General features: G+C 72.7%; 21 protein-coding genes. 8 read left to right on the top strand and 13 right to left on the bottom strand.

Going from position 1 to position 19,962, the window contains the following annotated elements:
* Positions 1-63: 63 nt before the first annotated feature.
* The 3 genes from IW256_RS15480 to IW256_RS15470 are packed head-to-tail and all read right to left on the bottom strand — an operon-like array spanning position 64 to position 2,490.
* A complete protein-coding gene (locus IW256_RS15480) occupies positions 64-444 on the bottom strand; it encodes a VOC family protein (RefSeq protein ID WP_231403794.1) in 381 nt (126 codons plus the stop codon).
* A gap of 7 nt (positions 445-451) precedes the next feature.
* On the bottom strand, positions 452-1,201 hold the full coding sequence (locus IW256_RS15475; RefSeq protein WP_197011649.1) for a TetR/AcrR family transcriptional regulator: 750 nt from the start codon (positions 1,199-1,201) through the stop codon (positions 452-454).
* Complete coding sequence (locus tag IW256_RS15470) at positions 1,198-2,490, bottom strand: acyl-CoA dehydrogenase family protein (protein WP_197011648.1); 1,293 nt, start codon at positions 2,488-2,490, stop codon at positions 1,198-1,200. The genes IW256_RS15475 and IW256_RS15470 overlap by 4 nt, the downstream gene beginning before the upstream one ends.
* A 141-nt stretch (positions 2,491-2,631) precedes the next feature.
* On the opposite strand from IW256_RS15470, the gene IW256_RS15465 reads away from it, so the two are divergent.
* Positions 2,632-3,699 (top strand): phosphotransferase family protein, encoded by a 1,068-nt coding sequence (locus IW256_RS15465; RefSeq protein ID WP_307828901.1) that lies wholly within the window; start codon positions 2,632-2,634, stop codon positions 3,697-3,699.
* A 33-nt stretch (positions 3,700-3,732) separates the two neighbouring features.
* Positions 3,733-4,242, top strand: coding sequence for a GNAT family N-acetyltransferase (locus IW256_RS15460; protein ID WP_197011647.1), 510 nt, complete (start codon positions 3,733-3,735; stop codon positions 4,240-4,242).
* Here IW256_RS15460 and IW256_RS15455 read toward each other — a convergent pair.
* The 3 genes from IW256_RS15455 to IW256_RS15445 form a co-directional block, all read right to left on the bottom strand.
* A complete protein-coding gene (locus tag IW256_RS15455) occupies positions 4,187-5,029 on the bottom strand; it encodes an SDR family NAD(P)-dependent oxidoreductase (protein WP_197011646.1) in 843 nt (280 codons plus the stop codon). The genes IW256_RS15460 and IW256_RS15455 overlap by 56 nt on opposite strands.
* Before the next feature lie 109 nt (positions 5,030-5,138).
* Positions 5,139-6,290 carry an epoxide hydrolase family protein gene (locus IW256_RS15450; RefSeq protein WP_197011645.1) on the bottom strand — a complete coding sequence of 384 codons (1,152 nt, stop codon included), beginning with the start codon at positions 6,288-6,290 and terminating at the stop codon, positions 5,139-5,141.
* Complete coding sequence (locus IW256_RS15445; RefSeq protein ID WP_197011644.1) at positions 6,287-6,679, bottom strand: hypothetical protein; 393 nt, start codon at positions 6,677-6,679, stop codon at positions 6,287-6,289. The genes IW256_RS15450 and IW256_RS15445 overlap by 4 nt, the downstream gene beginning before the upstream one ends.
* Before the next feature lie 118 nt (positions 6,680-6,797).
* On the opposite strand from IW256_RS15445, the gene IW256_RS15440 reads away from it, so the two are divergent.
* Positions 6,798-7,736, top strand: a complete 939-nt coding sequence (locus IW256_RS15440) for a TIGR03621 family F420-dependent LLM class oxidoreductase (protein WP_197011643.1) — start codon at positions 6,798-6,800, stop codon at positions 7,734-7,736.
* 12 nt (positions 7,737-7,748) lie between these two features.
* Here IW256_RS15440 and IW256_RS15435 read toward each other — a convergent pair whose 3' ends face one another.
* The 3 genes from IW256_RS15435 to IW256_RS15425 all read right to left on the bottom strand — a co-directional run bounded on the left by IW256_RS15435 (position 7,749) and on the right by IW256_RS15425 (position 10,598).
* The gene (locus IW256_RS15435) at positions 7,749-8,675 is read right to left on the bottom strand and encodes an SDR family NAD(P)-dependent oxidoreductase (RefSeq protein ID WP_197011642.1); all 927 of its coding nucleotides are present in this window, start codon (positions 8,673-8,675) and stop codon (positions 7,749-7,751) included.
* 158 nt (positions 8,676-8,833) lie between these two features.
* Positions 8,834-9,637 (bottom strand): SAM-dependent methyltransferase, encoded by an 804-nt coding sequence (locus IW256_RS15430; RefSeq protein WP_197011641.1) that lies wholly within the window; start codon positions 9,635-9,637, stop codon positions 8,834-8,836.
* 337 nt (positions 9,638-9,974) lie between these two features.
* Complete coding sequence (locus tag IW256_RS15425) at positions 9,975-10,598, bottom strand: hypothetical protein (RefSeq protein ID WP_197011640.1); 624 nt, start codon at positions 10,596-10,598, stop codon at positions 9,975-9,977.
* A gap of 632 nt (positions 10,599-11,230) precedes the next feature.
* Between IW256_RS15425 and IW256_RS15420 the strand changes: the two genes are divergently transcribed.
* Both IW256_RS15420 and IW256_RS15415 read left to right on the top strand, forming a co-directional pair.
* The gene (locus tag IW256_RS15420; RefSeq protein WP_197011639.1) at positions 11,231-12,079 is read left to right on the top strand and encodes a patatin-like phospholipase family protein; all 849 of its coding nucleotides are present in this window, start codon (positions 11,231-11,233) and stop codon (positions 12,077-12,079) included.
* Positions 12,076-12,801: a pentapeptide repeat-containing protein gene (locus IW256_RS15415; protein ID WP_197011638.1), complete on the top strand. Its 726-nt coding sequence runs from the start codon at positions 12,076-12,078 to the stop codon at positions 12,799-12,801. Before IW256_RS15420 ends, IW256_RS15415 begins: the two co-directional genes overlap by 4 nt.
* A gap of 72 nt (positions 12,802-12,873) precedes the next feature.
* Here the strand turns inward: IW256_RS15415 and IW256_RS15410 are convergent, their stop codons facing one another.
* Entirely contained in the window at positions 12,874-13,287 is a 414-nt protein-coding gene (locus IW256_RS15410) for a hypothetical protein (protein WP_197011637.1), read from the bottom strand.
* A gap of 469 nt (positions 13,288-13,756) precedes the next feature.
* Between IW256_RS15410 and IW256_RS15405 the strand changes: the two genes are divergently transcribed.
* Positions 13,757-14,854 carry a winged helix DNA-binding domain-containing protein gene (locus tag IW256_RS15405; RefSeq protein ID WP_197011636.1) on the top strand — a complete coding sequence of 366 codons (1,098 nt, stop codon included), beginning with the start codon at positions 13,757-13,759 and terminating at the stop codon, positions 14,852-14,854.
* A gap of 266 nt (positions 14,855-15,120) precedes the next feature.
* On the opposite strand, the gene IW256_RS15400 is transcribed toward IW256_RS15405, so the two are convergent.
* Both IW256_RS15400 and IW256_RS15395 read right to left on the bottom strand, forming a co-directional pair.
* Positions 15,121-15,675 (bottom strand): GNAT family N-acetyltransferase, encoded by a 555-nt coding sequence (locus tag IW256_RS15400; RefSeq protein ID WP_197011635.1) that lies wholly within the window; start codon positions 15,673-15,675, stop codon positions 15,121-15,123.
* Between the two features lie 17 nt (positions 15,676-15,692).
* Complete coding sequence (locus IW256_RS15395; RefSeq protein WP_197011634.1) at positions 15,693-17,216, bottom strand: long-chain-fatty-acid--CoA ligase; 1,524 nt, start codon at positions 17,214-17,216, stop codon at positions 15,693-15,695.
* Between the two features lie 227 nt (positions 17,217-17,443).
* On the opposite strand from IW256_RS15395, the gene IW256_RS15390 reads away from it, so the two are divergent.
* Positions 17,444-17,716 (top strand): hypothetical protein, encoded by a 273-nt coding sequence (locus IW256_RS15390; RefSeq protein WP_197011633.1) that lies wholly within the window; start codon positions 17,444-17,446, stop codon positions 17,714-17,716.
* A 167-nt stretch (positions 17,717-17,883) separates the two neighbouring features.
* Positions 17,884-19,131 (top strand): DUF2786 domain-containing protein, encoded by a 1,248-nt coding sequence (locus IW256_RS42720; protein ID WP_197011632.1) that lies wholly within the window; start codon positions 17,884-17,886, stop codon positions 19,129-19,131.
* 56 nt (positions 19,132-19,187) lie between these two features.
* Here the strand turns inward: IW256_RS42720 and IW256_RS15380 are convergent, their stop codons facing one another.
* Positions 19,188-19,400, bottom strand: coding sequence for a helix-turn-helix domain-containing protein (locus tag IW256_RS15380; protein ID WP_197011631.1), 213 nt, complete (start codon positions 19,398-19,400; stop codon positions 19,188-19,190).
* Positions 19,401-19,962: the final 562 nt, after the last annotated feature.

The raw sequence follows: 19,962 nt of genomic DNA, 5'->3' as shown, positions 1-19,962 counted from the left end.
GTCCCGCGGCCGGCCCTGGCACCGTAGCACCGCGGTACCGGACCTCTCCCCCGATTTTCGGCGTCAGGGACGGTAGGTCCCGAAGTACCACTCGTTGCCCTCGGGGTCGCGGGCGGCGTAGTCGCGTGACCCGTACGACTGGTCGCTCAGCCCCCGGAAGATCTCCGCCCCGGCCTCCCGGGCCCGGTCGTGGTGGGCGTCCGGGTCGTCCACGGCGACGTACACTCCGGGCCCGCCCGGCTCGCCCGCGCCGAACATGACGATGCCGGTGTCGTAGCGCATCTCGGCGTGCACGACCCGGCCGTCGTCGTCCTTGTGCGCGGCGAGCGGGACGAAGCCGAAGGCCTGCTCCAGCCAGTCCATCGCCTTGGCCGGGTCGCGGTACTTCACGAGCGGGTAGAAGGTGTTCCTGGGCGTGGCGGTCATGCCGTCCTCCCTGGTCATGTCGGTCTTATTCGGTGACATGCCCAGTCTGCGGCGCCTGCCGTGACGCGGTCTTGGACGAATGTGACCCGCCGGGCGGCCGGTCCTCCAGGGCGGCGTCGCGTTCGGCGGCCAGCGCGCGGGTCTCCTCCGACACCGGGGCGGCCAGGATCGCCGTGACGACGTCGATCAGGTAGCTGACGAACAGCCGGTCGTCGGTGTGCGGGCCCGAACGGGCCCGCCGCCCGAGCGCGATCGAGGCGTGCTGGATCGCGACGAAGCGCCGGTGCAGCCGCGCCGCGTCCGCCTCCAGCAGCGGCAGCACCAGCATCCGCCACCGGTACACGCTGTCGCGCGGATCCTCCAGAGCGGCGGTCGGGGCGAGCGGGCCTGGGCGGTTGATCACCTCGGCCCAGATCCGCAGGAAGTCCCGGCCTCCCTCGTCCTCCAGCCGGGCGGCCAGGGGCCGCACCAGCGCCCCCGCCAGCGCCCGCACGTCCTCCTGCCGCGCCGCCGGGTCACCGCGGCGCCCGGGGGCGCGGCGCCCGGCCTCGTAGGCGTCCAGGAGGGCGTGCCGGCGCGCCTCGATGTCGGGCCGGTGGCGGTCGAAGACGGCCCGTACGATCCCGGCGCGGTCGCCGAAGTGGTACTGGACGGCGGTGGCGTTGCGCGCCCCCGCGGCCTGGTTGATCTCGCGGAGGCTCACCGCGTCCAGGCCGCGCCGGGCGTACAGGTGCTGGGCGGCGTCCAGCAGGCGCTCGCGGGTCGTGGCGGTCACTCGTTTCCCAGGGCGTGTTCCAGCGCGGCGGCGTAACGGGCGCGGGCCTCCTCGCGGCGGGTGGGCAGGTGCCCGCTGGGCCACAGTCCCTCGACGGGCTCAAGGTCGCGGAGCAGCTGCCGCGCCACGGTGATCTTGTGGACCTCGGTGGGGCCGTCGGCGATGGCCAGCGCCTGGGCGCCCAGCAGCATGCTCGCGAAGGGCATCTCCCCGGACACCCCCAGGGCGCCGTGCAGGTGCATGGCGCGCTGGACGACGTCATGGAAGACCTTGGGCATGGCGGCCTTCACGGCCGCGATGTCCTTGCGGACCTTCTTGTAGTCGCCGTGCTTGTCGATGAGCCAGGCGGTGCGCAGCACCAGCAGCCGGAACTGCTCCATCTCGATCCAGCTGTCGGCGATCTTCTCCTGGGTCATCTGGAGCCGGGCGAGCGGGCCGAAGCGGGTCTCGCGCGACACCGCGCGCTCGCACATCATGTCGAACGCCTTGCGGACCTGGGCGATCGTCCGCATGGCGTGGTGGATGCGCCCGCCGCCCAGCCGGGTCTGGGCGATGACGAACGCGCCGCCCTCGGCGCCGAGGAGGTTCCCCGCGGGGACCCGGACGTCCTCGTAGCGCAGGTAGCCGTGCGAGCCCTCGCGCTCGCCGCCCACCCCCACGTTGCGGACGATGGTGAGGCCGGGCGTCCCGGCGGGGACGATGAACATCGACATGCCCTGGTAGGCGCTGACGTCGGGGTCGGTCACGGCCATCACGATGATGAACGCGGCGTGCCGGGCGTTGGAGGAGAACCACTTCTCCCCGTTGATGACCCATCCGTCGCCGTCGCGCACGGCGCGCGTGGTGAACAGGGTCGGGTCGGCGCCGCCGTGCGGCTCGGTCATCGAGTACGAGGAGGAGATCTCGCCGTTCAGCAGGGGCGCGAGGTAGCGCTCCTTCTGCTCCGGCGTGCCGAAGTGGGCGAGGATCTCGGCGTTCCCGGAATCGGGGGCCTGGCAGCCGAACACCGACGGCGCCCAGCGGGAGCGGCCCAGGATCTCGTTCAGCAGGGCCAGCTTGACCTGGCCGTACCCCTGGCCGCCCAGCTCGGGGCCGAGGTGGCAGGCCCACAGGCCGCGTTCCCTCACCCGTTCCTGGAGGGGGCGGACCAGTTCCTTGAACCGGGGGTCGGTCTTGTCGTAGGGGTCGCCCAGCACCAGGTCGAGGGGTTCGACCTCGTCGCGGACGAAGGCGTCGGCCCAGTCGAGCAGCCGCTGGTACTCGGTGTCGGTCTCGAAATCCCAGGCCATCCCGGTCTCCTCGCTGTCGCGGGCCGTCACCGGAGCGCCGCCCGGCGGCCCCGGCCGTCCCGCTGATAATGTGCTCTCCTCAATGATTAATGCAAGTGCATCACTGTTAGTCTCGGCTCTGTCGCTTCGAGGGAGACCACCGTGGAGCAGCCCGGCCGGATCGAGCGCGAGCTCGTGGACTTCGAGGTCCTGGGCGCCTGGATGACCGGGCAGGGCCTGCCGGACGGACCGTTCGAGGACGTCGCCGCGCTGACCGGCGGCACCCAGAACGTGCTGGTGCGCTTCCGCCGCGGCGGCCGCGCGTACGTGCTGCGCCGCGGCCCCCGGCATCTGCGGTCCCGCACCAACGACGTGCTCCGCCGCGAGGCGCGGGTGCTGACGGCGCTGGCGGGCACCGACGTGCCCGCGCCGCGCGTCATCGCCGCCTGCGCCGACGAGCGGGTCATGAACGGTTCGGTGTTCTACCTGATGACGCCGGTCGAGGGCTTCAACGCCTCGGTCACCCTTCCCGAGCCGCACGCGTCCGACCCGGCGATGCGGCACGAGATGGGCCTGAACGCGGCCAGGGCGCTGGCCGCGCTGGGCGCCGTCGACCACGAGGCGGTGGGGCTGTCCGATTTCGGCAAGCCGGAGGGGTTCCTGGAGCGCCAGGTCGGCCGGTGGATGTCCGAGCTGGAGGGGTACGGCGCGCTGGACGGCTATCCCGGCCCCGACATCCCCGGGCTCGGCCGGATCGCGGACTGGCTGGAGGCGAACCGGCCCGCCGCCTGGCGGCCGGGGATCATGCACGGGGACTACCACCTGGCCAACCTGATGTACGCCTTCGACGGGCCGCGGGTGGCGGCGATCGTCGACTGGGAGATGTGCACGATCGGCGACCCGCTGCTCGACCTGGGCTGGCTGCTGGCCACCTGGCCCGACGGCGGCGACGCGAGCGCCACGCTGGCCGGTCCGCTGGGCGAGGCGGGCGGCCTGCCCGGCCCCGGTGAGCTGGTCGCGGCCTACGCCGGGCGGCCCGGCGCGGCCGCCGGCCGGGACCTGTCGGCGATCACCTGGTACGCGGTGCTCGCCTGCTTCAAGCTCGGCATCGTCCTGGAGGGGACGCACGCCCGCGCGTTCGCCGGCAAGGCGCCGAAGGAGACCGGAGACCTGCTGCACTCCATCACCCTCGGGCTGTTCCGCCGCGCCGAGGCGTTCATCGCCTCCTGACCCGCGGCCCGGTCGACCAAGGAAGGGCGAGGCATGGAGATCCGGCGTGGCGGCGCGGAGGACGCGCCGCTGATCCTGGCGATGCTGGACGGCGCGGTGGCGTGGCTCTCGGGCCAGGGCCGGTCGGGCCAGTGGGGCGACACCCCCTGGAGCGCCAGCCCGCGGGGCGTGGAGCGGGTCGGCGGGATCGCCCGTGACGACGAGATCTGGATCGCGGAGGTCGGCGGCCGTCCCGCCGGGGCGATGGCCCTGTCCTCCGGCCCGCCGCCGTACGTCGCGCCGGTGGAGGAGCCGGAGGTCTACATCACCCTCCTGGTCACCGACCGGGCGTTCGCGGGACTCGGGGTGGGCGCCGCGCTGATCGAGCACGCCCGCGAGCGGGCCCGGCGCCAGGGCACCGGGCTCCTGCGCGTCGACTGCTACGGGGGCGGCGACGGGCGCCTGGTCGAGTACTACCGCGGCAACGGTTTCACGCCCGCCGGGGAGTTCATGGTCGGTGACTGGCCGGGCCGGGTCCTCGCGCAGCGGCTCCCGCCCGGCTGACGGGCGTCGGCACCGGCGTCGGCACTGGCGTCAGCACCGGCACCGGCACCGTGCCCGTGCGGATCGGGCCCGTGCCCGTGCGGGCCCGCCACGTCCCGTCCAGGGTCTCCGCCCGCAGGGCGCGCACGGCGGCGGCCTCGGTGGCGCCGGGCGGGACGACCGCGCAGCGGATCCCGTAGGCGGCGAGTTCGTCCCCCAGGCACCGGGTGAACTGAACGGCCGCCGCCCCGCACACCGCGCGGGCCGACAGGGGCGGGCCCGGGCGGCCGCCCGGGTCGGGCGGGCCGGTGTCGACCGTGACGATGGAGCCCGACCGGCGCGAGACCATGCGGCGGGCGACGGCGCGGGAGACCAGGAAGACACCGGTCGCGCGCACCGCGAACGTCCCGCCCCCGTGGTCAAGGAGACCGTGGTCAAGGAGACCGTGGTCACCGAGACCGCCGTCCGGGAGGGCTCGGTCCGGGACGGCGTGGTCCGCGGCGGTGGTGCGAGGGGTGACGGGGCGGCGGATCCCGGCGACGTTGACCAGGACGCCGATCGGGCCGAGTTCCCGCTCGGCGCGTTCGACCGCGTCCTCGACCGCGTCCCCGTCGAACACGTCGGCCGGGCACGCCAGCGCGCGCCCCGGCCCCAGGCCGGCGGCCACCGCGGCGGCACCGGCCGCGTCCCGGTCCACCACGGCGACCGCCGCACCGGCGGCGGCCAGCGCGCGGGCGACGGCGGCGCCGACGCCGCCGGCCGCTCCCGTCACGAAGGCGACGGGCCTGGGCCCACCGGTGCCGTCCATGCGGTTCCTCCCTCGAAGGCCCAACGAGTTAGGCCAGCCTTAGTTAGGTGAGCCTAACCCAATGCGAGGCGCGGGTGTCCCGTCAACCCCCGTCCCGAGGTGACCCCGGTCACCGGAAGAGGCCGAAGAACGTCCGGACGTCCTCCGCGAAGAGGCCGGGGCACTCCAGTGCCGCGAAGTGCCCCCCGCGGGGAAGCTCGCTCCAGTACGCGATGGAGTTCTCCCGTTCGGCCAGGCTGCGGACGGGGCGCGCGAGGTCACCGGCGAACACCGCCACCCCGACCGGCGTCGTGCACGGCTCGGCGCTCGGGGGCGCCGACGGGTGGAAGTCCTCGTAGTAGAGGCGCGCCGAGGAACCCGCGGTCGCGGTCAGCCAGTAGAGCATCACGTTCGTCAGCAGCCGGTCTCGGGTGACGACACTGCCGGGATCGGCCCATTCGTGCCACTTCTCGGCGATCCACGCCAGCTGTCCCACCGGGGAGTCGGTCAGGCCGTAGGCGAGGGTCTGCGGGCGGGTCCCCTGGATCTGCGCGTACCCCGCCATCTCGGCGTACGACTCGGTCATCAGCCGCAGCCGCGCCCGGTCGTCCTCGGACAGCGCCGCCAGTTCGCCGGGATCGGCGGGCGGCGGCGTGAAGAGGGTGTTGAGGTGGACGGCGATCACGTGGTCGCCGTCCAGGGCGGCGAGCCTGCGCGTGATCGCGTGCCCCCAGTCGCCGCCCTGCGCGCCGTACCGGCGGTACCCCAGGCGCCGCATCAGCTCCGCCCAGGCCCGGGCGATGCGGTCGACGTCCCACCCGGCCTCGGGAAGCGGCCCCGAGAGCGCGAACCCGGGGATGTGCGGCAGGACGAGATGGAACGCCCCGGCGGGGTCGGCGCCGTGCGCGCGCGGATCGGCGAGGGGGCCGATCACGTCCAGGAACTCCACCACCGAGCCGGGCCAGCCGTGCGTCATCACCAGCGGCATCGCGTCGGGCTCGGGTGAACGGACGTGCAGGAAGTGCACGCCGGCGCCGTCGATCGTCGTGGTGAACTGCGGGTGGAGGTTCAGCTCGGCCTCGCACGCGCGCCAGTCGTAGCCCGTGCGCCAGTACTCGGCCAGGTCCCGGAGGTGGGCGAGCGGGACGCCGTACGCCCAGCCCGATCCCTCGAAGTCCGCGGGCCAGCGGGTGCGGCCGAGCCGGTCGCGCAGGTCGTCGAGCGCGGAGTCGGGGACCTCCAGGCGGAACGGGCGGACACCGGGGACGCCGGGCGCGCTCACGACGCGTCCTCGGGGTCCACGGGACCGGCCAGCCCGCGCTCCCGGGCGACCTCGTCCTCCTCCAGACCCCAGTGCCCGCGGTCGCGCCGCTGCTCGGCCTGCTGGTCGATCCAGCGGTGGTGGGTCTCCCACGCGGTCTGCTTGCTGGTGCCCATGGCCTGGCCGATCTGCGACCAGGAGGCGCCGGCGGCACGCGCGGTGCGGACCGAGAGCTGGCGGCCGTAGCGGGCCTTCCGGGCGATGACCTCGCCCAGCGCGATCACTTCCAGGGCCTCGGCCCGGCTCAGCGGCTCCTGCTCGTCGTCGAACACGTCACGGGCGCGCAGTTCCTCGTACCTGGCGACCGCGGACCGCAGCGTCAGCGCGGTGTCCAGCTCATCAGGTGACATTCGGCCATCATCGCGTCAGGCAAACCTGACGTCAAGTTGATCTGACGATAAGGCCCGGCCACGGCCTGATGTCGGATTCCCGCCAGCGCCCCCAACGGCCTCGGGCCAGGCTGGGCGCATGAGCGATCAGAGACCGTTCCGTTTCGGCGTCGTCGCCGAGTCGGTCCGTACGGCGGAGGAACTGACCGCCGTGGCGACGCGCGCCGAGGAACTCGGGTATTCGACGCTGACGCTGCGGGACCATTTCGTGGCCGAGCCGTTCGGTGACCAGCTCGCCCCGATGGTCGCCCTCACCGCCGCCGCGTGCGCGACCCGTACGCTGCGCCTCGGCACGCTGGTCCTGGCCAACGACCACCGCCACCCGGTGCTCCTCGCCAAGGAGGCCGCCACCCTCGACCACCTGTCGGGCGGCAGGTTCGAGCTCGGCGTGGGGGCGGGCTGGCTGCGCGAGGAGTACGAGCGGGCGGGGATCCCGTTCGAGGCCGCCGGAACCCGGGTGGACCGGCTGGAGGAGTCCCTGCGGATCCTGAGGAGCCTGCTCGCGGGGGAGAAGACCACCCTCGCCGGTGATCACTACCGGGTCCGCGACCTGACGGTCTTCCCCTCCCCCGTCCAGACGCCGCCGCCGCTGCTGGTCGGCGCGGGAAGCCCCCGGATGCTCCGCATCGCCGGGCGGCACGCCGACATCGCGGGGATCCTGCCGCGCGCGCTGCCCGGCGGCACGATCTCCGGCGAGATGTCCGAGCGGACGCCGGAGACGATCGCCCGCAAGGTCGCCCTGGTGCGGGAGTCCGGGCGCGACATCGAGCTGAGCATGCTCGTGTCGCCGACGTTCGGCCCGGACCCCCGCGGGTGCGCCGCGCGGGTCGCGGTGCTGCGCGGCTGGGGCGCCTCGTCCACCGATCTGGTGATGGACATGCCGTCGCAGTTCATCGGCCCGCCCGAGCACATCGCCGAGCAGATGGCCGCGCGCCGCGAGCGGTACGGCTTCACCTACCTCCTGGTGCCGGACCGGGACATGGAGCGGTTCGCCCCGGTCATCGGCCTGCTGGCCTAGCGGCCGTCCGGCTCAGCCCGTGAGATAGCCGCCGGAGGCGTCGACGTCGGTCCCGATGACCGGGCCGGCGTCGTCGGAGGCCAGCCACATCACCACCCGGGCGATCTCCAGCGGCGTCACGATCCGCTTGATCGGGTAGTCCTGGGCGATCTGCTCGTAGGTCATGTCGAACGCCTCGGCGGCCCGCCGCAGCATCGGCGTGTCCACGGCGCCCGGCGCCAGCGCGTTGACCCGGACTCCGCGCGCGGCGTACTCCAGCGCCGCGACCTTGGTGAGCGAGGCGACGCCGTGCTTGCTGGAGTTGTACGGGGCGATCGTCGCGAAGCCCACCTCCGCGGAGATCGACGCGGTGTTGACGACGACGCCGCGTCCCGCCCGGAGCATGTGCGGGATCTCGTGCTTCATCGCCAGGAACGTCCCGGCGGTGTTGGTGCGCCAGACGAGCTCCAGGTCGCGCAGGCTCTGCTCGTGCAGCGGCACCGCCTTCGGGCTCTCGATCCCGGCGTTGTTGAACGCGATGTCGATCCGGCCGTGGCGCCGGACGCAGGCCGCGACGAAGTCCTGGACGTCGGCCTCCCTGGTGACGTCCGCGCGCACGTAGGTGGCATCGCCGCCGAAACCGCGGATCGCCCGCTCGTGCCGGCGGCCCAGTTCGGCCCGCCGGCCGCAGAAGAACACCCGGGCGCCCTCGCGGGCCATCTCGTACGCCGTCGCCTGCCCGATCCCGGAGGTCGCCCCGGTGATCAGGACCACCTTCCCGGCGAAGCGGCCGTCCGGATCGGCGCGGCCGCCGGACGGGGCCGGGGCCGGGGGCGCCTGGGGGTTCGCGGCGGCGGCCGTGGCGGCCAGCGGAACGGCCGCGAGCCCGGCGGCGCCGGCCGCGAGAAGCCGCCTGCGCGACGGGGGAATCCGCTCGTTCACGGGGGAGGTCCCGGACACGATGCCTCCTCGGAGAAATGAAGGATGTGACCGGAACGCTGGCACGCGGCCCAGCGCGAAGTCCAAGATCTTCAGGTATTACCGCCGGTTATAGGACTCGCGGCATGCCCTTTTCCCGTGCCTTTATCGGTCGCGTGGTGGAATCACCGGCCGGAGGGTTATGTCTTCCGGGCGGCGCCGCCGTACATGTGGACGTGCGCGTCGGGGACGGAGGCCGCCAGGCCGTCCGGCCTCCAGTGGTTGACCAGCACCACGCCGGGCGGCAGCAGGTCCAGCCCGGCGAAGAAGCGTTCGACCTCCGCCCTGCCCCGCGCCTTCGTCGGGATGCCGCGGGCGTTGTAGGCGGCCACTCCCCCGGCGACCTCCTCCGGGGCGCTGTCGGCGGTCACCGTCGACAGCGCCAGGACGCTGCCGGGCGCCAGCGGCTCCATCAGCCGGCCGATCACGTCCGCGGCCACCCGGTCGTCCACGACGAACTGCAGGATCGCGATCAGGCTCAGTGCCACCGGGCGATCCAGGTCGAGCGTCTCACGCAGTTCCCCCGAGGCCAGGATCGCCTCCGGCTCGTGGAAGTCGGCCTCAAGGTAGGTGGTCCGGCCCTCCGGGCTGCCGACGAGCAGGGCGCGGGCGTGCACCAGGACGACCGGGTCGTTGTCCACGTACACGACCCGCGACTCGGGCGCGACCTCCTGCGCCACCTCGTGCAGGTTGGGCGCGGTCGGCAGCCCGGTGCCGATGTCCAGGAACTGCCTCAGGCCCTCCTGCTCCGCCAGGTGGCGCGTCACCCGCCGCATGAAGTCGCGGTTGGCCCGCATGGAGCGCGGCAGGTTCACCCAGTCCTTGATGATCTCGTGGGCGGCCGAGCGGTCGGCCGGGTAATTGTCCTTGCCCCCCAGCAGATAGTCGTAGATTCGCGCCGAATGCGGCACGTGAGTCCTCAGGTCGATCGGCTCCCCGGCCATCGTCCACCCTCCCCGTCACCCGTCCTTACACCCCTAAGTTAAGAGCGACAGGGTCCGGGAAAGCGTTACTTGCCGACCTCGGCCACGCCAGGGGGTTCCAAGCCCGCGATCGCGTGTCAGGATGGAATCATGCCGTGGGGACCGGGCAGAGGGTAACGCCCTTCCCTGGGAGAACGAGCCCAGGTACCGCGCCGTCCACCCGTCCCCACGGGCCACCCCGGCCACGTCCGGGGCACCGGTACAGGGAAAGGGAGAACGCCCCGATGATCGAAATGGTCATCGGGGCGTTCTCTCTTCCCTTCGGAGGGAAGACGTGGGTCACGTCACGGCGGCCGGATCAGCGGCCGAACGGCTGCGGCTTGCCCTTCTTGCCGGGGCCGCTGCCCCACTCCAGGACCTCGTACTTGAGGCCCTTCAGGTGACCCTCACCGGTCCCGGCGTTGTACTTGCTCGCGGGCTTCTTGCCGTCGAGCAGGTACCGGAAGGTGTAGGTGTCGAGGTCGAGCATCACACCATTGTGGGAGGGCTTCCCGGGACCGCGGTCACCGATGAAACCGACCTTGCTGCGGCCGTCGTAGGTGACACGGACCTTGGTGTGCAAAGGCCAGCTCGGGCTGGCGAACAGCCCCTTCTGCATCGGCTTGCCACCGGCGGGGGCGCCGGTGTCACCGTTGATGCCCGACCCGTCGTCCCAGAAGTAGGACGCGGTGGTCGTGCCGGTGAGCAGGGCCTTCTTCGCGGGGGCCTTCTTCGCGGGGGCCTTCTTCGCGGAGGTGAGCTGCTTGGAGTTGGACTGGTTGGCGATGTCCGGCCGTGCGGCGGCCATCGCCTGCTGCGACGGAGCCAGTTGCTGCCGGGCGGAGTCGTCGCCACTGGCGGCGGCCACACCGGCCACCAGCATGCCTGCCATGAAGGTACCGGTGACGCCCGTCAGAACGAGATTGGTCGCGCGCTTCTGCATGAGAGTCCTTTGTTCGGCGAACAGGGCAGCCGTTTCACGCCGGGCAGGGGAGGTCCCGTAGGGCAGGGGAAACGGCCCCGAGAGTCGAGCTCGGGAAGGGAGGTCGCCGCATTAAGGGGTCCGCCTGGCAGTGTCCGCGCATGGCGGACCGCACCCGCGTCCAGCGGCACGTGACCGTCTTTGGTCACGCGCGGAACGCGCGCTGCATCAGCGGAAGGATCGCCGGGCGAAGGCTCAGTGGCCCGTCCGTGACGGCCGTAGCATGGTTGGCCGTGTCCCGGCAAAAGAAGACCCCGCCTGGCGGGCGGGATGCGACGCCTCTGTGAGGAGGTCGGGTCAACGGTTCTTTGACCTCGACCTGGCGTCGAGTATATGCACCATTACCACCTATAGACCAAATCACACTTTTCTTTACCTTTTGCTAGGTAGATCTTTTTCTCCGGAAGGCCGCCCGAAGAGCCTCCGAACGCCTTGTGGCAAGGCGATCCAGGCGTGGGACGATGACCCCCGGACACCCCGGGACGGCACCGGACTCCGGGCGGGCCGACCCCGCCCGCCGGCGCGCGGGCCCGCTCGGCCGACCGGACCGGGGGCCGAGGAACCCCGGCAGACCCCCTACGGATGAGGACCTGATGGCGGACGGCGGCAGGGCCCTGGTGCTGGGCGGCGGCGGGATCACCGGGATCGCCTGGGAGTGGGGCATCCTGTCCGGGCTGGCGGAGGCCGGGATCGACCTGTACGGCGCCGACCTGGTCATCGGCACCTCGGCCGGCTCGCTCGTCGGGGCGCAGGTCGCCTCCGGCGTCGACGCCGAGACGCGCTACCAGGTGCAGCTGGCCGGAGCCGGCGGCGAGATCCCGGCGCGCGTGAGCCGGGCCGTCATGGCGCGCTGGGCCTGGGCCGCGCTGCGCTCCCGTACCCCGGCGCAGGCCGGAGCCCGCATCGGCCGGCTGGCACTGGCCGCGCGCACGGCGCCGGAGGCCGAGCGGCGGGCGGTGATCGAGTCCCGGCTGCCGGTCCGGCACTGGCCGGACCGGCCGCTGAAGATCACCGCGGTGGACGCGGTCACCGGCGCGTTCACCGTCTTCGACCGGGCCACCGGGGTGAGCCTGGTGGACGCGGTCGGCGCCAGCTGCGCGGTCCCGTGCGTCTGGCCGCCGGTGACCATCGACGGCCGGCGCTACATCGACGGCGGCGTACGCTCGCCCGCGAACGTGGACCTGGCGGCCGGGTACGGCGGCGTGGTCGTCCTGGCCCCCAGTACGGGAGGTTTCGGGCCCATCGCCGGTGTGGGGCGCCAGGTGGCGGCCCTGCGCCGCGCGGGCGGCCGGGTGGCGGTGATCTCTCCCGACCGGCGGGCCCGGGAGGCGTTCGGCGGCAACTCCCTGGACCCCGGGCGCCGCGCCCCGGCGGCCCGGGCGGGGCGGGCCCAGTCCCCGTCCGTCGCCGAGGCGGTCGCCGCGGTCTGGGAGGGCGCGTGAACGGGCCGCCTCGCATGAGGTCCGGGGCCCTGCGGGCGGGGCCGTCCCGGCGGGCGGTCCCCCGGGTGCCCTCGGCGCTGGGCGAGCTGCCGTTCGCGGAGTGGCTGACGCCGCACGACGGGGCCTGGCGGCCGGACGGCGATCACGACACCGTGCTCTTCGACGGCATCCGCGTTCAGGACGCCCAGGTCCCCGGCTCGCGGTTCCTGGATTGCGCGTTCACCGGCGCCACACTGGAGGGGTGCGGGCTGCGGAACGCGCGTTTCATCAACGCCTGGGCGCATGAGACGCGCCTGGTGGCCACCGACCTGACCGGGTCCGAGTGGCAGGACTGCGCGCTGCTGGGATCGGTGGCCGCCGCGGTGCCGCTGGCGGGCGCGCGGCTGGACCGGGTCGTCTTCCGCGGCTGCAAGCTGGACGGGGTGAACTTCCGGGACGGCGCCCTCACCGACGTGACCTTCGAGGACTGCCTGCTGCGCGAGGTCGACTTCGGCGGCGCCGCCCTCACTCGCACGAGCTTCCCGGGGTCGCAGCTCACCGGGACCAGGCTGGTGGGGGCGAGGCTGGAGGAGGCCGACCTGCGCGGCGCCCGGCTGGGCATCGTCATCGAACCCGGCTCGCTGCGTGGCGCCGTCGTCTCACCGGACCAGTTGCTGGATCTCGCCCCGCTCCTGGCCGAGGCGCTGGGCATCACCGTCGAGGACCCCACCCGGGAGGGGTGAGGTCACGCCGGTCCATGCCCGTGCCGGTGCCGCGCCCGATTCTGGGCCCCGAACCCGGGGCCCAGGGAGCCGTCAGCGGGTGTGAAAGGCCGTCGGCAGGAGCGTGGAGGCCCCGCCGTGATGCGCCGGCGCCGGCGTGAAGTCGGCCGCCGTGACCGGAGGCACCGCCTGGGGTGGCACCGGTAGGGGCGGCGGTACCGCCGCCAGGGCGGGTTCGGGAGGCGGTGGCACATGGGAGCCGTCGGCGCGCCTCGGCTCGGGGTGCCGCTGGGCCTGCTCGAACCGACGCTCCGCGAGCAACGCCATCATGGCGCGCGCGGTGTCCTCGTCCATCCTCATCAGGACGCTGGGCCGACCCGTGGGGTCGACGAACGGAGACACCGAGGGTGCGGTGGCCTGCGGAGGCAGGGCCTGCCGCATGCCTTCGCGGAGGTCGTGGGCAAGCCGCAGCGCCTGTCGGTCGCTGTCGCTCAAGTGTGCGGTCATCGCGATCTCCGGGGAGTTCACGTGCGGGGGTCCGGGGCAATCCTGCTAGGAATGGCGTGCATGTGCAAGGGCCGATGCACGTGCACAGAGGGAAAGATCGCCCGTGCGGAGGCCGCGGAAGGGCCGCCGGGACGGCCCCCGGGCCGCCCTCCCGAGCCGCCCCCGGACCCGTGATCCGGGCGTGACCGGCAAGGACTCGTCCCGCCGCTTCCGCCCCCGGGGAACCATCGGCACCACCCGCTGAGCCCCCCAAAGAATTTCTGGAACTCGGCGCCCGGTCCGGCGCGCGCGACGCAACGTGCAAGCGCGGCTACGTGCCGCCACCAGCACGATCACGGGGAGCCCCGGTCCGCCGACGATCGGTGACCGGCCGGTCGCCCGCCCCGCGCCCCGTGGTCCAATTAACACGAGGCCGAAACTTGACGTACGGGTGGCCGCGGCGACGGTCCAGGGGAAAGGTGACCGACCGATGACGGAGACCCTGACGCTCCGGGCGCTCAACCGGGCGACCCTGGCCCGGCAGATGCTGCTCGCCCGCACGGACGCCTCCGTGCCCGAGACCGTCGAACGCCTGTGCGGCCTACAGGCCCAGGAGCCCAGACCCCCGTTCCTCGGGCTGTGGACGCGAATCGCGGGCTTCCGGCAGGAGGATCTGCACACGGCCCTTCACGAGCGGGTCCTCGTCAGGGCCACCATGATGCGGGGCACCCTGCACCTCATGACGGCCGGCGACTACCTGGCCTTCCGTACGCCGATACAGCCTGTCCTGGACGCGGGCCTGAAGATGCTGGGGCCTCGGGCCGCGGGCCTGGACAGGGAGAAGGTCCTTCCCGTGGCGCGCGGCCTGCTGGAGGAGTCGCCCCGTACGTTCAACGAGATGCGCTCCCTCCTCCAGGCGGAGTTCCCGGATGTGAACGAGCGCGCGCTCGGTTTCGCCGTGCGCATGTCCATGCCGCTGGTGATGGTCCCCACTCAGGACCGCTGGGGCTTTCCGCGCACGGCGGCGTTCACCCTGGCGGAGACCTGGCTGGGGGCCTCGCCCTCAGAGGTCTCGGCCCTCGAACGGCTCGCGGTGCGTTACCTGGCGGCGTTCGGGCCCGCGTCCGCCGCCGACGCGCAGTCCTGGTCCGGCCTTCGCTCGCTCGCCGAGGTCCTGGACCGCCTCCGGCCGCGGCTCCGGGTGTTCGCCGACGAGCGGGGGCGGGAGCTGTTCGACCTCCCAGACGCCCCCAGACCCGCCGAGGACGCCCCCGCCCCGGTCCGGTTCCTCCCCGAGTTCGACAACCTCGTGCTGGCCCACTCAGACCGCAGGAGGGTGATCTCCGACGAGCACCGCCCCGGACTCACCACCAAGAACCTGCGCGTGCGGGCGACCTTCCTCGTGGACGGCTTCGTCGCCGGCACGTGGGAGACGGAGCGCAAGCGCAAGACCGCGAGCCTGCGCCTGCGCCCCTTCGCCCCTCTCCCCCGCGGCGTGGTCGAGGAGCTGACCGCCGAGGCCGAGGCCCTGCTCGCCTTCACCGAGCCGGACGCGACCGGCTTCCAGGTCACCTCCGAGCCGGCTTGAGAGCGGCGCTCGAAGCCGTTCGGGCCGTGCCCACGCCTCCGCGCGTGAGCCGACCGCGAACCGGGGCAGGCGCCATGACCCTGGTTTCGGTCTGATCGATTGCCCCAGTTTGGGTCACCCGGTGTTCCGGTCAGGTCCGCCGCGCTCCCGGCGCCGGGCCGCATCGGGCCCGCGCCGCGGCCGGCCGGAAGCCGATCACGACCACGCAGAGCGACGGTCCCTCCATGCCTCTGCCGACCTCGCCCGGGAACGCCGCCACCCGCGCGTCACTCGTTCACAGGGGAAGGCGCATCGTGCGTCCACGTGAGCACGGTGAATTCGCGTCCCTTGTCGGTGACGCGCTCGGGGGCCTTGCCGCTGAGCCGGAACCCCGCCGCGCGGGCCACTCCCTCACTGGGCCGGTTGCCGGGCTCGATCTCCAGATGCACGCGTGGCAGGCCGAGCCCCCGGTGCGCGTGATCGGTCATCACCTCGACCGCCCGCACCGCCAGGCGCCGCCCGCGGTACGCGGCGCCGACGCAGTAGCCGATGGTCGCGGTGGTGACGTTGAGGAGCACCTCGCCGAGCGCCCGGTCGCCGTCGACCGTGATGGCCAGCCGCAGGGACCGGCCCTCGGCGAGGCCGGTCCGGGCGTTGCGCAGATGTGTCCGCGCGGCGGCCACGTCGAAAGGAGAGGCGAACGGCGTGCGGTAGGCGATATCCGGATCGTCGAAGATCTCCACCATGGCGGCCAGGTCCGTTCCCGTCCACGGGCGCAGGACCAGCCCGTGCCCGGTAAGGCGAAGCCTCTCCGGATCCTGCTCCTGCGGTGTCGGTTCCATGGGGCCCCTTGACGGCATCACGCGATGGTACGCCCCAGCCCCTCCCAGTAGGGGGCGCGAAGGTCCTTCTTCAGGATCTTCCCGCTCGGATTGCGGGGCAAGGCCTCGACGAAGTCGACCGAACGGGGGCGCTTGAAGCCGGCGAGCCGTTCCCTGGCGTAGGAGAGGATCTCCTCTTCGGCCGGGGACGCGCCCGGACGGGGGACGACGACGGCCTTGACGGTCTCGCCCCAGCGCTCGTCGGGCACGCCGATGACGGCGACGTCGGCGATGCCGGGATGCGCGGCGAGCACCTCCTCGACCTCGATCGGGTACACGTTCTCCCCGCCGGTGACGATCATGTCCTTGATCCGGTCGGTCAGGAAGAGGTACCCCTCGGCGTCGATATGGCCCGCGTCGCCGGTGCGCAGCCAGCCGCCGCCGGCGAAGAGCCCGTCGGTCTCCGCGGGCCGGTTCCAGTAGCCGGGGGTGTTCTGGGAGGAGCGGACGAGCAGCTCACCGGGCTCGCCGGGGGCGCGGTCGGCACCGGTGACGGGATCGACGATCCTCAGTTCGACCCAGTCGTAGGGGCGGCCGGCCGAGCGCATCAGGTGCCGCCGCGGCCCCTCCGGATCGTGGTCCTCCGGCTCCAGCTGGACGATCGCGCCGGTGGTCTCGGTCATCCCGTACAGCTGGAAGAGCGGTGCGCGGAACGTCTCCAGCGCCCGGCGCAGCGCCTCGGAGGTGATCGGGGACGCGCCGTAGGTGATCGCGCGCAGGGCCGAGTAGTCTCGCTCGGCGGCGCCCGGCACCTGGCACATGAACTGCAGCACCGCGGGGACGATGAACGCGTTGGTGATCCGTTCCCGTTCGAAGGTCTCCACCAGCGCGGGCGGGTCGATGTCGCGGACCAGCACCTGGCGGCAGCCCGCGTACAGCCCCGCCAGCGCCCAGCCGGTGCCGCCGATGTGGAAGAGCGGCATCGGGACCAGGCTCACCGACGAGGCGTCCAGGCGCCAGCGCCGCGCCATCCGCTCCCCGACGGCGAAGTTGGTGTTGGTGAGCTGGACGCCCTTGGGCACCCCGGTCGTTCCCGAGGTGTAGAGCTGCACCACGACGTCGTCCGGCTCGCCGACGAAGCCCGGGTCGTCGGCCGGATGGCGGTCCAGCCACTCCTCGTAGGCCGCACCCGTGATCAGGACCAGCCCGGGGAGGGCCGGGGCGAGTCCGGCGAACTCGGCGTCCAGCAGGGTCACGGCGGCTCCCGAGTCCGCCACGATCGCGGCGATCTCCCCCGCGGTCAGCCGCCAGTTGACCGGAGCGGCCACCGCGCCGATCTTCGCGGCGCCGAAGAGCAGGTCGAAGAACTCCGGGGCGTTCTTGCCCACGTACCCGACCCGGGAGCCGGGGCCGAGCCCGGCGGCCAGCAGCCCCCGCGCGGCCCGGCTGGACCGCTCGTGGAGCCCGGCGTAGGTGACCGTCCGGCCGTCGCCGGACACGGCGGGCGCCCCGCCGCGCTCGCGGGCGTGGTCGCGGACGATCGACACGACGCGGTATTCCATCGGAACCCGCCTTTCCGAATGGGATTCGGTTACAGGACGTGACCTTATACGGCGACCGCCGCCGCCCGGAAGTGCGCCGAGAGCACTCACGCTGCGAGCGCGTCCGGCTCCGAATGGTGATCAATCCGATATCTTCGGTGATTGAAAGATCCACAAAATCAGCGCAAGCTATCCCTCACACTCGAAAAGACCAGCGAACCACCCCCTATCGCCGACGGGACGCGACCATGTTCGAGATCTGGGAGACGAGCGAGCCCGCCCGGCTCATCAGCGATGCCGGCAGCCTCAAGGTCGCGCTCGAGAAGGTCGACACGATGTGCCGCCTGCGCCATGACCAGGCCCTCGCCCACATCGGCGAGGCCGCGGCCGAGGAGGGGTACCACTTCGAGATCCGCGACCATGACGGCAGGGCGCTCGCCCGGCTGACCTACGTCCCCGACACCTCCCGCGACTACCAGAGCGTCGTGGTCGAGGAACTGCACGGCCGCGACTCCGCCTGAGACCGGACGGGGCGCAACGCGCCCAGCGGCATCTCCTACCCTTTCTTCATCATTAGCCTCATCGACCCAAAAGCTCTCATTTCTTACACGCCCTGGTCACCATGGGTGCGCGGAGCGTGGCAGGATGCCGAGGACATGGGAAAGGGGCCGGGTGAAAGGAGAGGGCCGTGGGGACGTCCCGTTGGTGGAACGGCTTCGGCACGAGGCCGGATCCTCCCGCGTCCGCTCCCCCGCACAGCCCCGAAGAGCTTGTGGCCGAGGCCCTGCGGGCGCGTTCGAGGCCCGGTCTCTTCGAGGACCGCGTCGCGGAACTGGCGGCCGACGCGCACGCGCTGCGGGCTCTGATGACCCGCCTCCGGAACGCGGTCACGACGGCCTGGGAGCGCGGCTGGCAGCCCGTGGACCTCGCCCGTTTCACCTCGCGCAGGCTCGGTCCCCGGCACGAGCGGCTGGCCGCCGACGTCATCGCCGCCGAGATGCGCTCCTACGCCCCCGCCGGCGTGGACGCCCGGTGGCGTGACCAGCTCGCCGCCATCGAGGCGCGGATCTGGTGGGACGGCGACCACACCCGCGCCTGGTGCGAAGCGGAGGACGCCACCCCCGAGGTCCTCGCCGCCTGCGCCGTCGAAATCCTCGACCTGCTCCTGACGCTGCCCCGCCTCGCGATGATCGGGCCGCGTCCCGGCACGACCGGCGCGCGTTCCCCCGCCCCGGGGGCCGACGACGTGGATCAGCGGATGCTCGGCAAGGTCCGGGCCCTGCTGTCCAAGGCGGAGTCCACCGAGTTCCCCGAAGAGGCCGAGGCGCTCAGCACCCGGGCGCAGGAACTCATGGCACGGCACAGCATCGACCACGCCCTCCTGGACGCGGAGTCGGGCACGGGCACCGAGCCCGCGGGCCGCCGCCTGGCCGTCGACACCCCCTACGACGGCCCCAAGGCGGCCTTGCTCACCGTGGTCGCCGACGCGAACCGCTGCCGTGCCGTCTGGCATCGCGAGCTGGGCTTCTCCACGGTGCTGGGCTTTCCCGCCGACCTGGCGGCGGTCGAGATGATGTTCACGTCACTGCTGGTGCAGGCGACGACGGCCATGGTGCACGCGGGCCCGCACCGCGACGCTGCGGGCAGGTCGCGCACCCGCTCGTTCCGCCACGCGTTCCTCAACGCCTACGCCCATCGCATAGGCGAGCGGTTGCGCGAGACGACCCTGCGGGTGACCGCCGAGACCGGCGGACAGGACCTCCTTCCCGTCCTGGCCGCACGCGGCCAGGCCGTCGACGACGTGGTCGAGACGCTGTTCCCCCACCTGATCAAGGGCCGCGCCCGCCCGGTCTCCAACCACGAGGGCTGGGCCGCCGGACGCGCGGCCGCCGAACTGGCCAGCCTGAGCGCGCGTCCAGAGGTCTCCAGCCGCTGACCGTCACGCGGCGGAACCGCCGGACGCGTCCCCCTGGGAGCCGGGGGAACGCCTCGTCAGCTCTTCCTGCGGCGGGTGTTGCCACCACGGCCGCGCAACGGCACTCCCGCCTCCTTCAGAACGTTGTAGATGAACCCGTACGAGCGGCCGGTCTCGGCCGCCAGGTCGCGGATGCTTTCTCCCGATGCGTACCGAGGGGCGAGCTCCGCCGCCAGCCGGGTGCGCTCGGCACCGGTCACGCGGGTGCCCCTCGCCAGAGTGCGGGCCACGAGTACCTCCTGGATCGACGCGTGAGCTGGGCGATGAGATCATCACCGCAGCTCACGGCACTGTTGATCTGCCCAAGTTACACAATCCCCCGAAATCCACCCGCAATGCCCCGTGAAACGACAGAAGACCGGCCAGTGGTGGACTTTTCCACGGCGAACGGCGTGTCGTTACCAGGCAGACCGCCTCGCCGCGCTCCAGAACACCGCCCGTCCCACCGGTCCCATCGGCCGTCCCGCCGGCCGCCGTGGCGGCGTCGTCCCCGCGAGGCGCGGCCCCCGAGAGGCCCGGCCGAGTGCCGCGACACCCCAAGGTCCGGATCCGGGAAACACACAGCAAAGTTTCAGCCACCCCCCTCGCGATGGGATCGATCCGCGGCCGACCGGCCCGGACGGACCGGCACATGCCTTTAGGACTCCCCCATGGCTCCTACCCCATGCCGAACCAGGATCACGGGTGACGACTATGGGCGATCATAAACTTACCCAGCGCAATCCCGCTTCGGTGGGCAGTTCTCACCGGATACTCGCCTGAACGTTGGTGAATCGTACGAGGCCGGGCCGA

Origin of the sequence: Actinomadura viridis, assembly GCF_015751755.1 — a bacterium.
Lineage (GTDB): Bacteria > Actinomycetota > Actinomycetes > Streptosporangiales > Streptosporangiaceae > Spirillospora > Spirillospora viridis.
The sequence above is the reverse complement of the archived record's forward strand: the minus strand, read 5'-3'. Positions and strand labels throughout refer to the sequence as shown.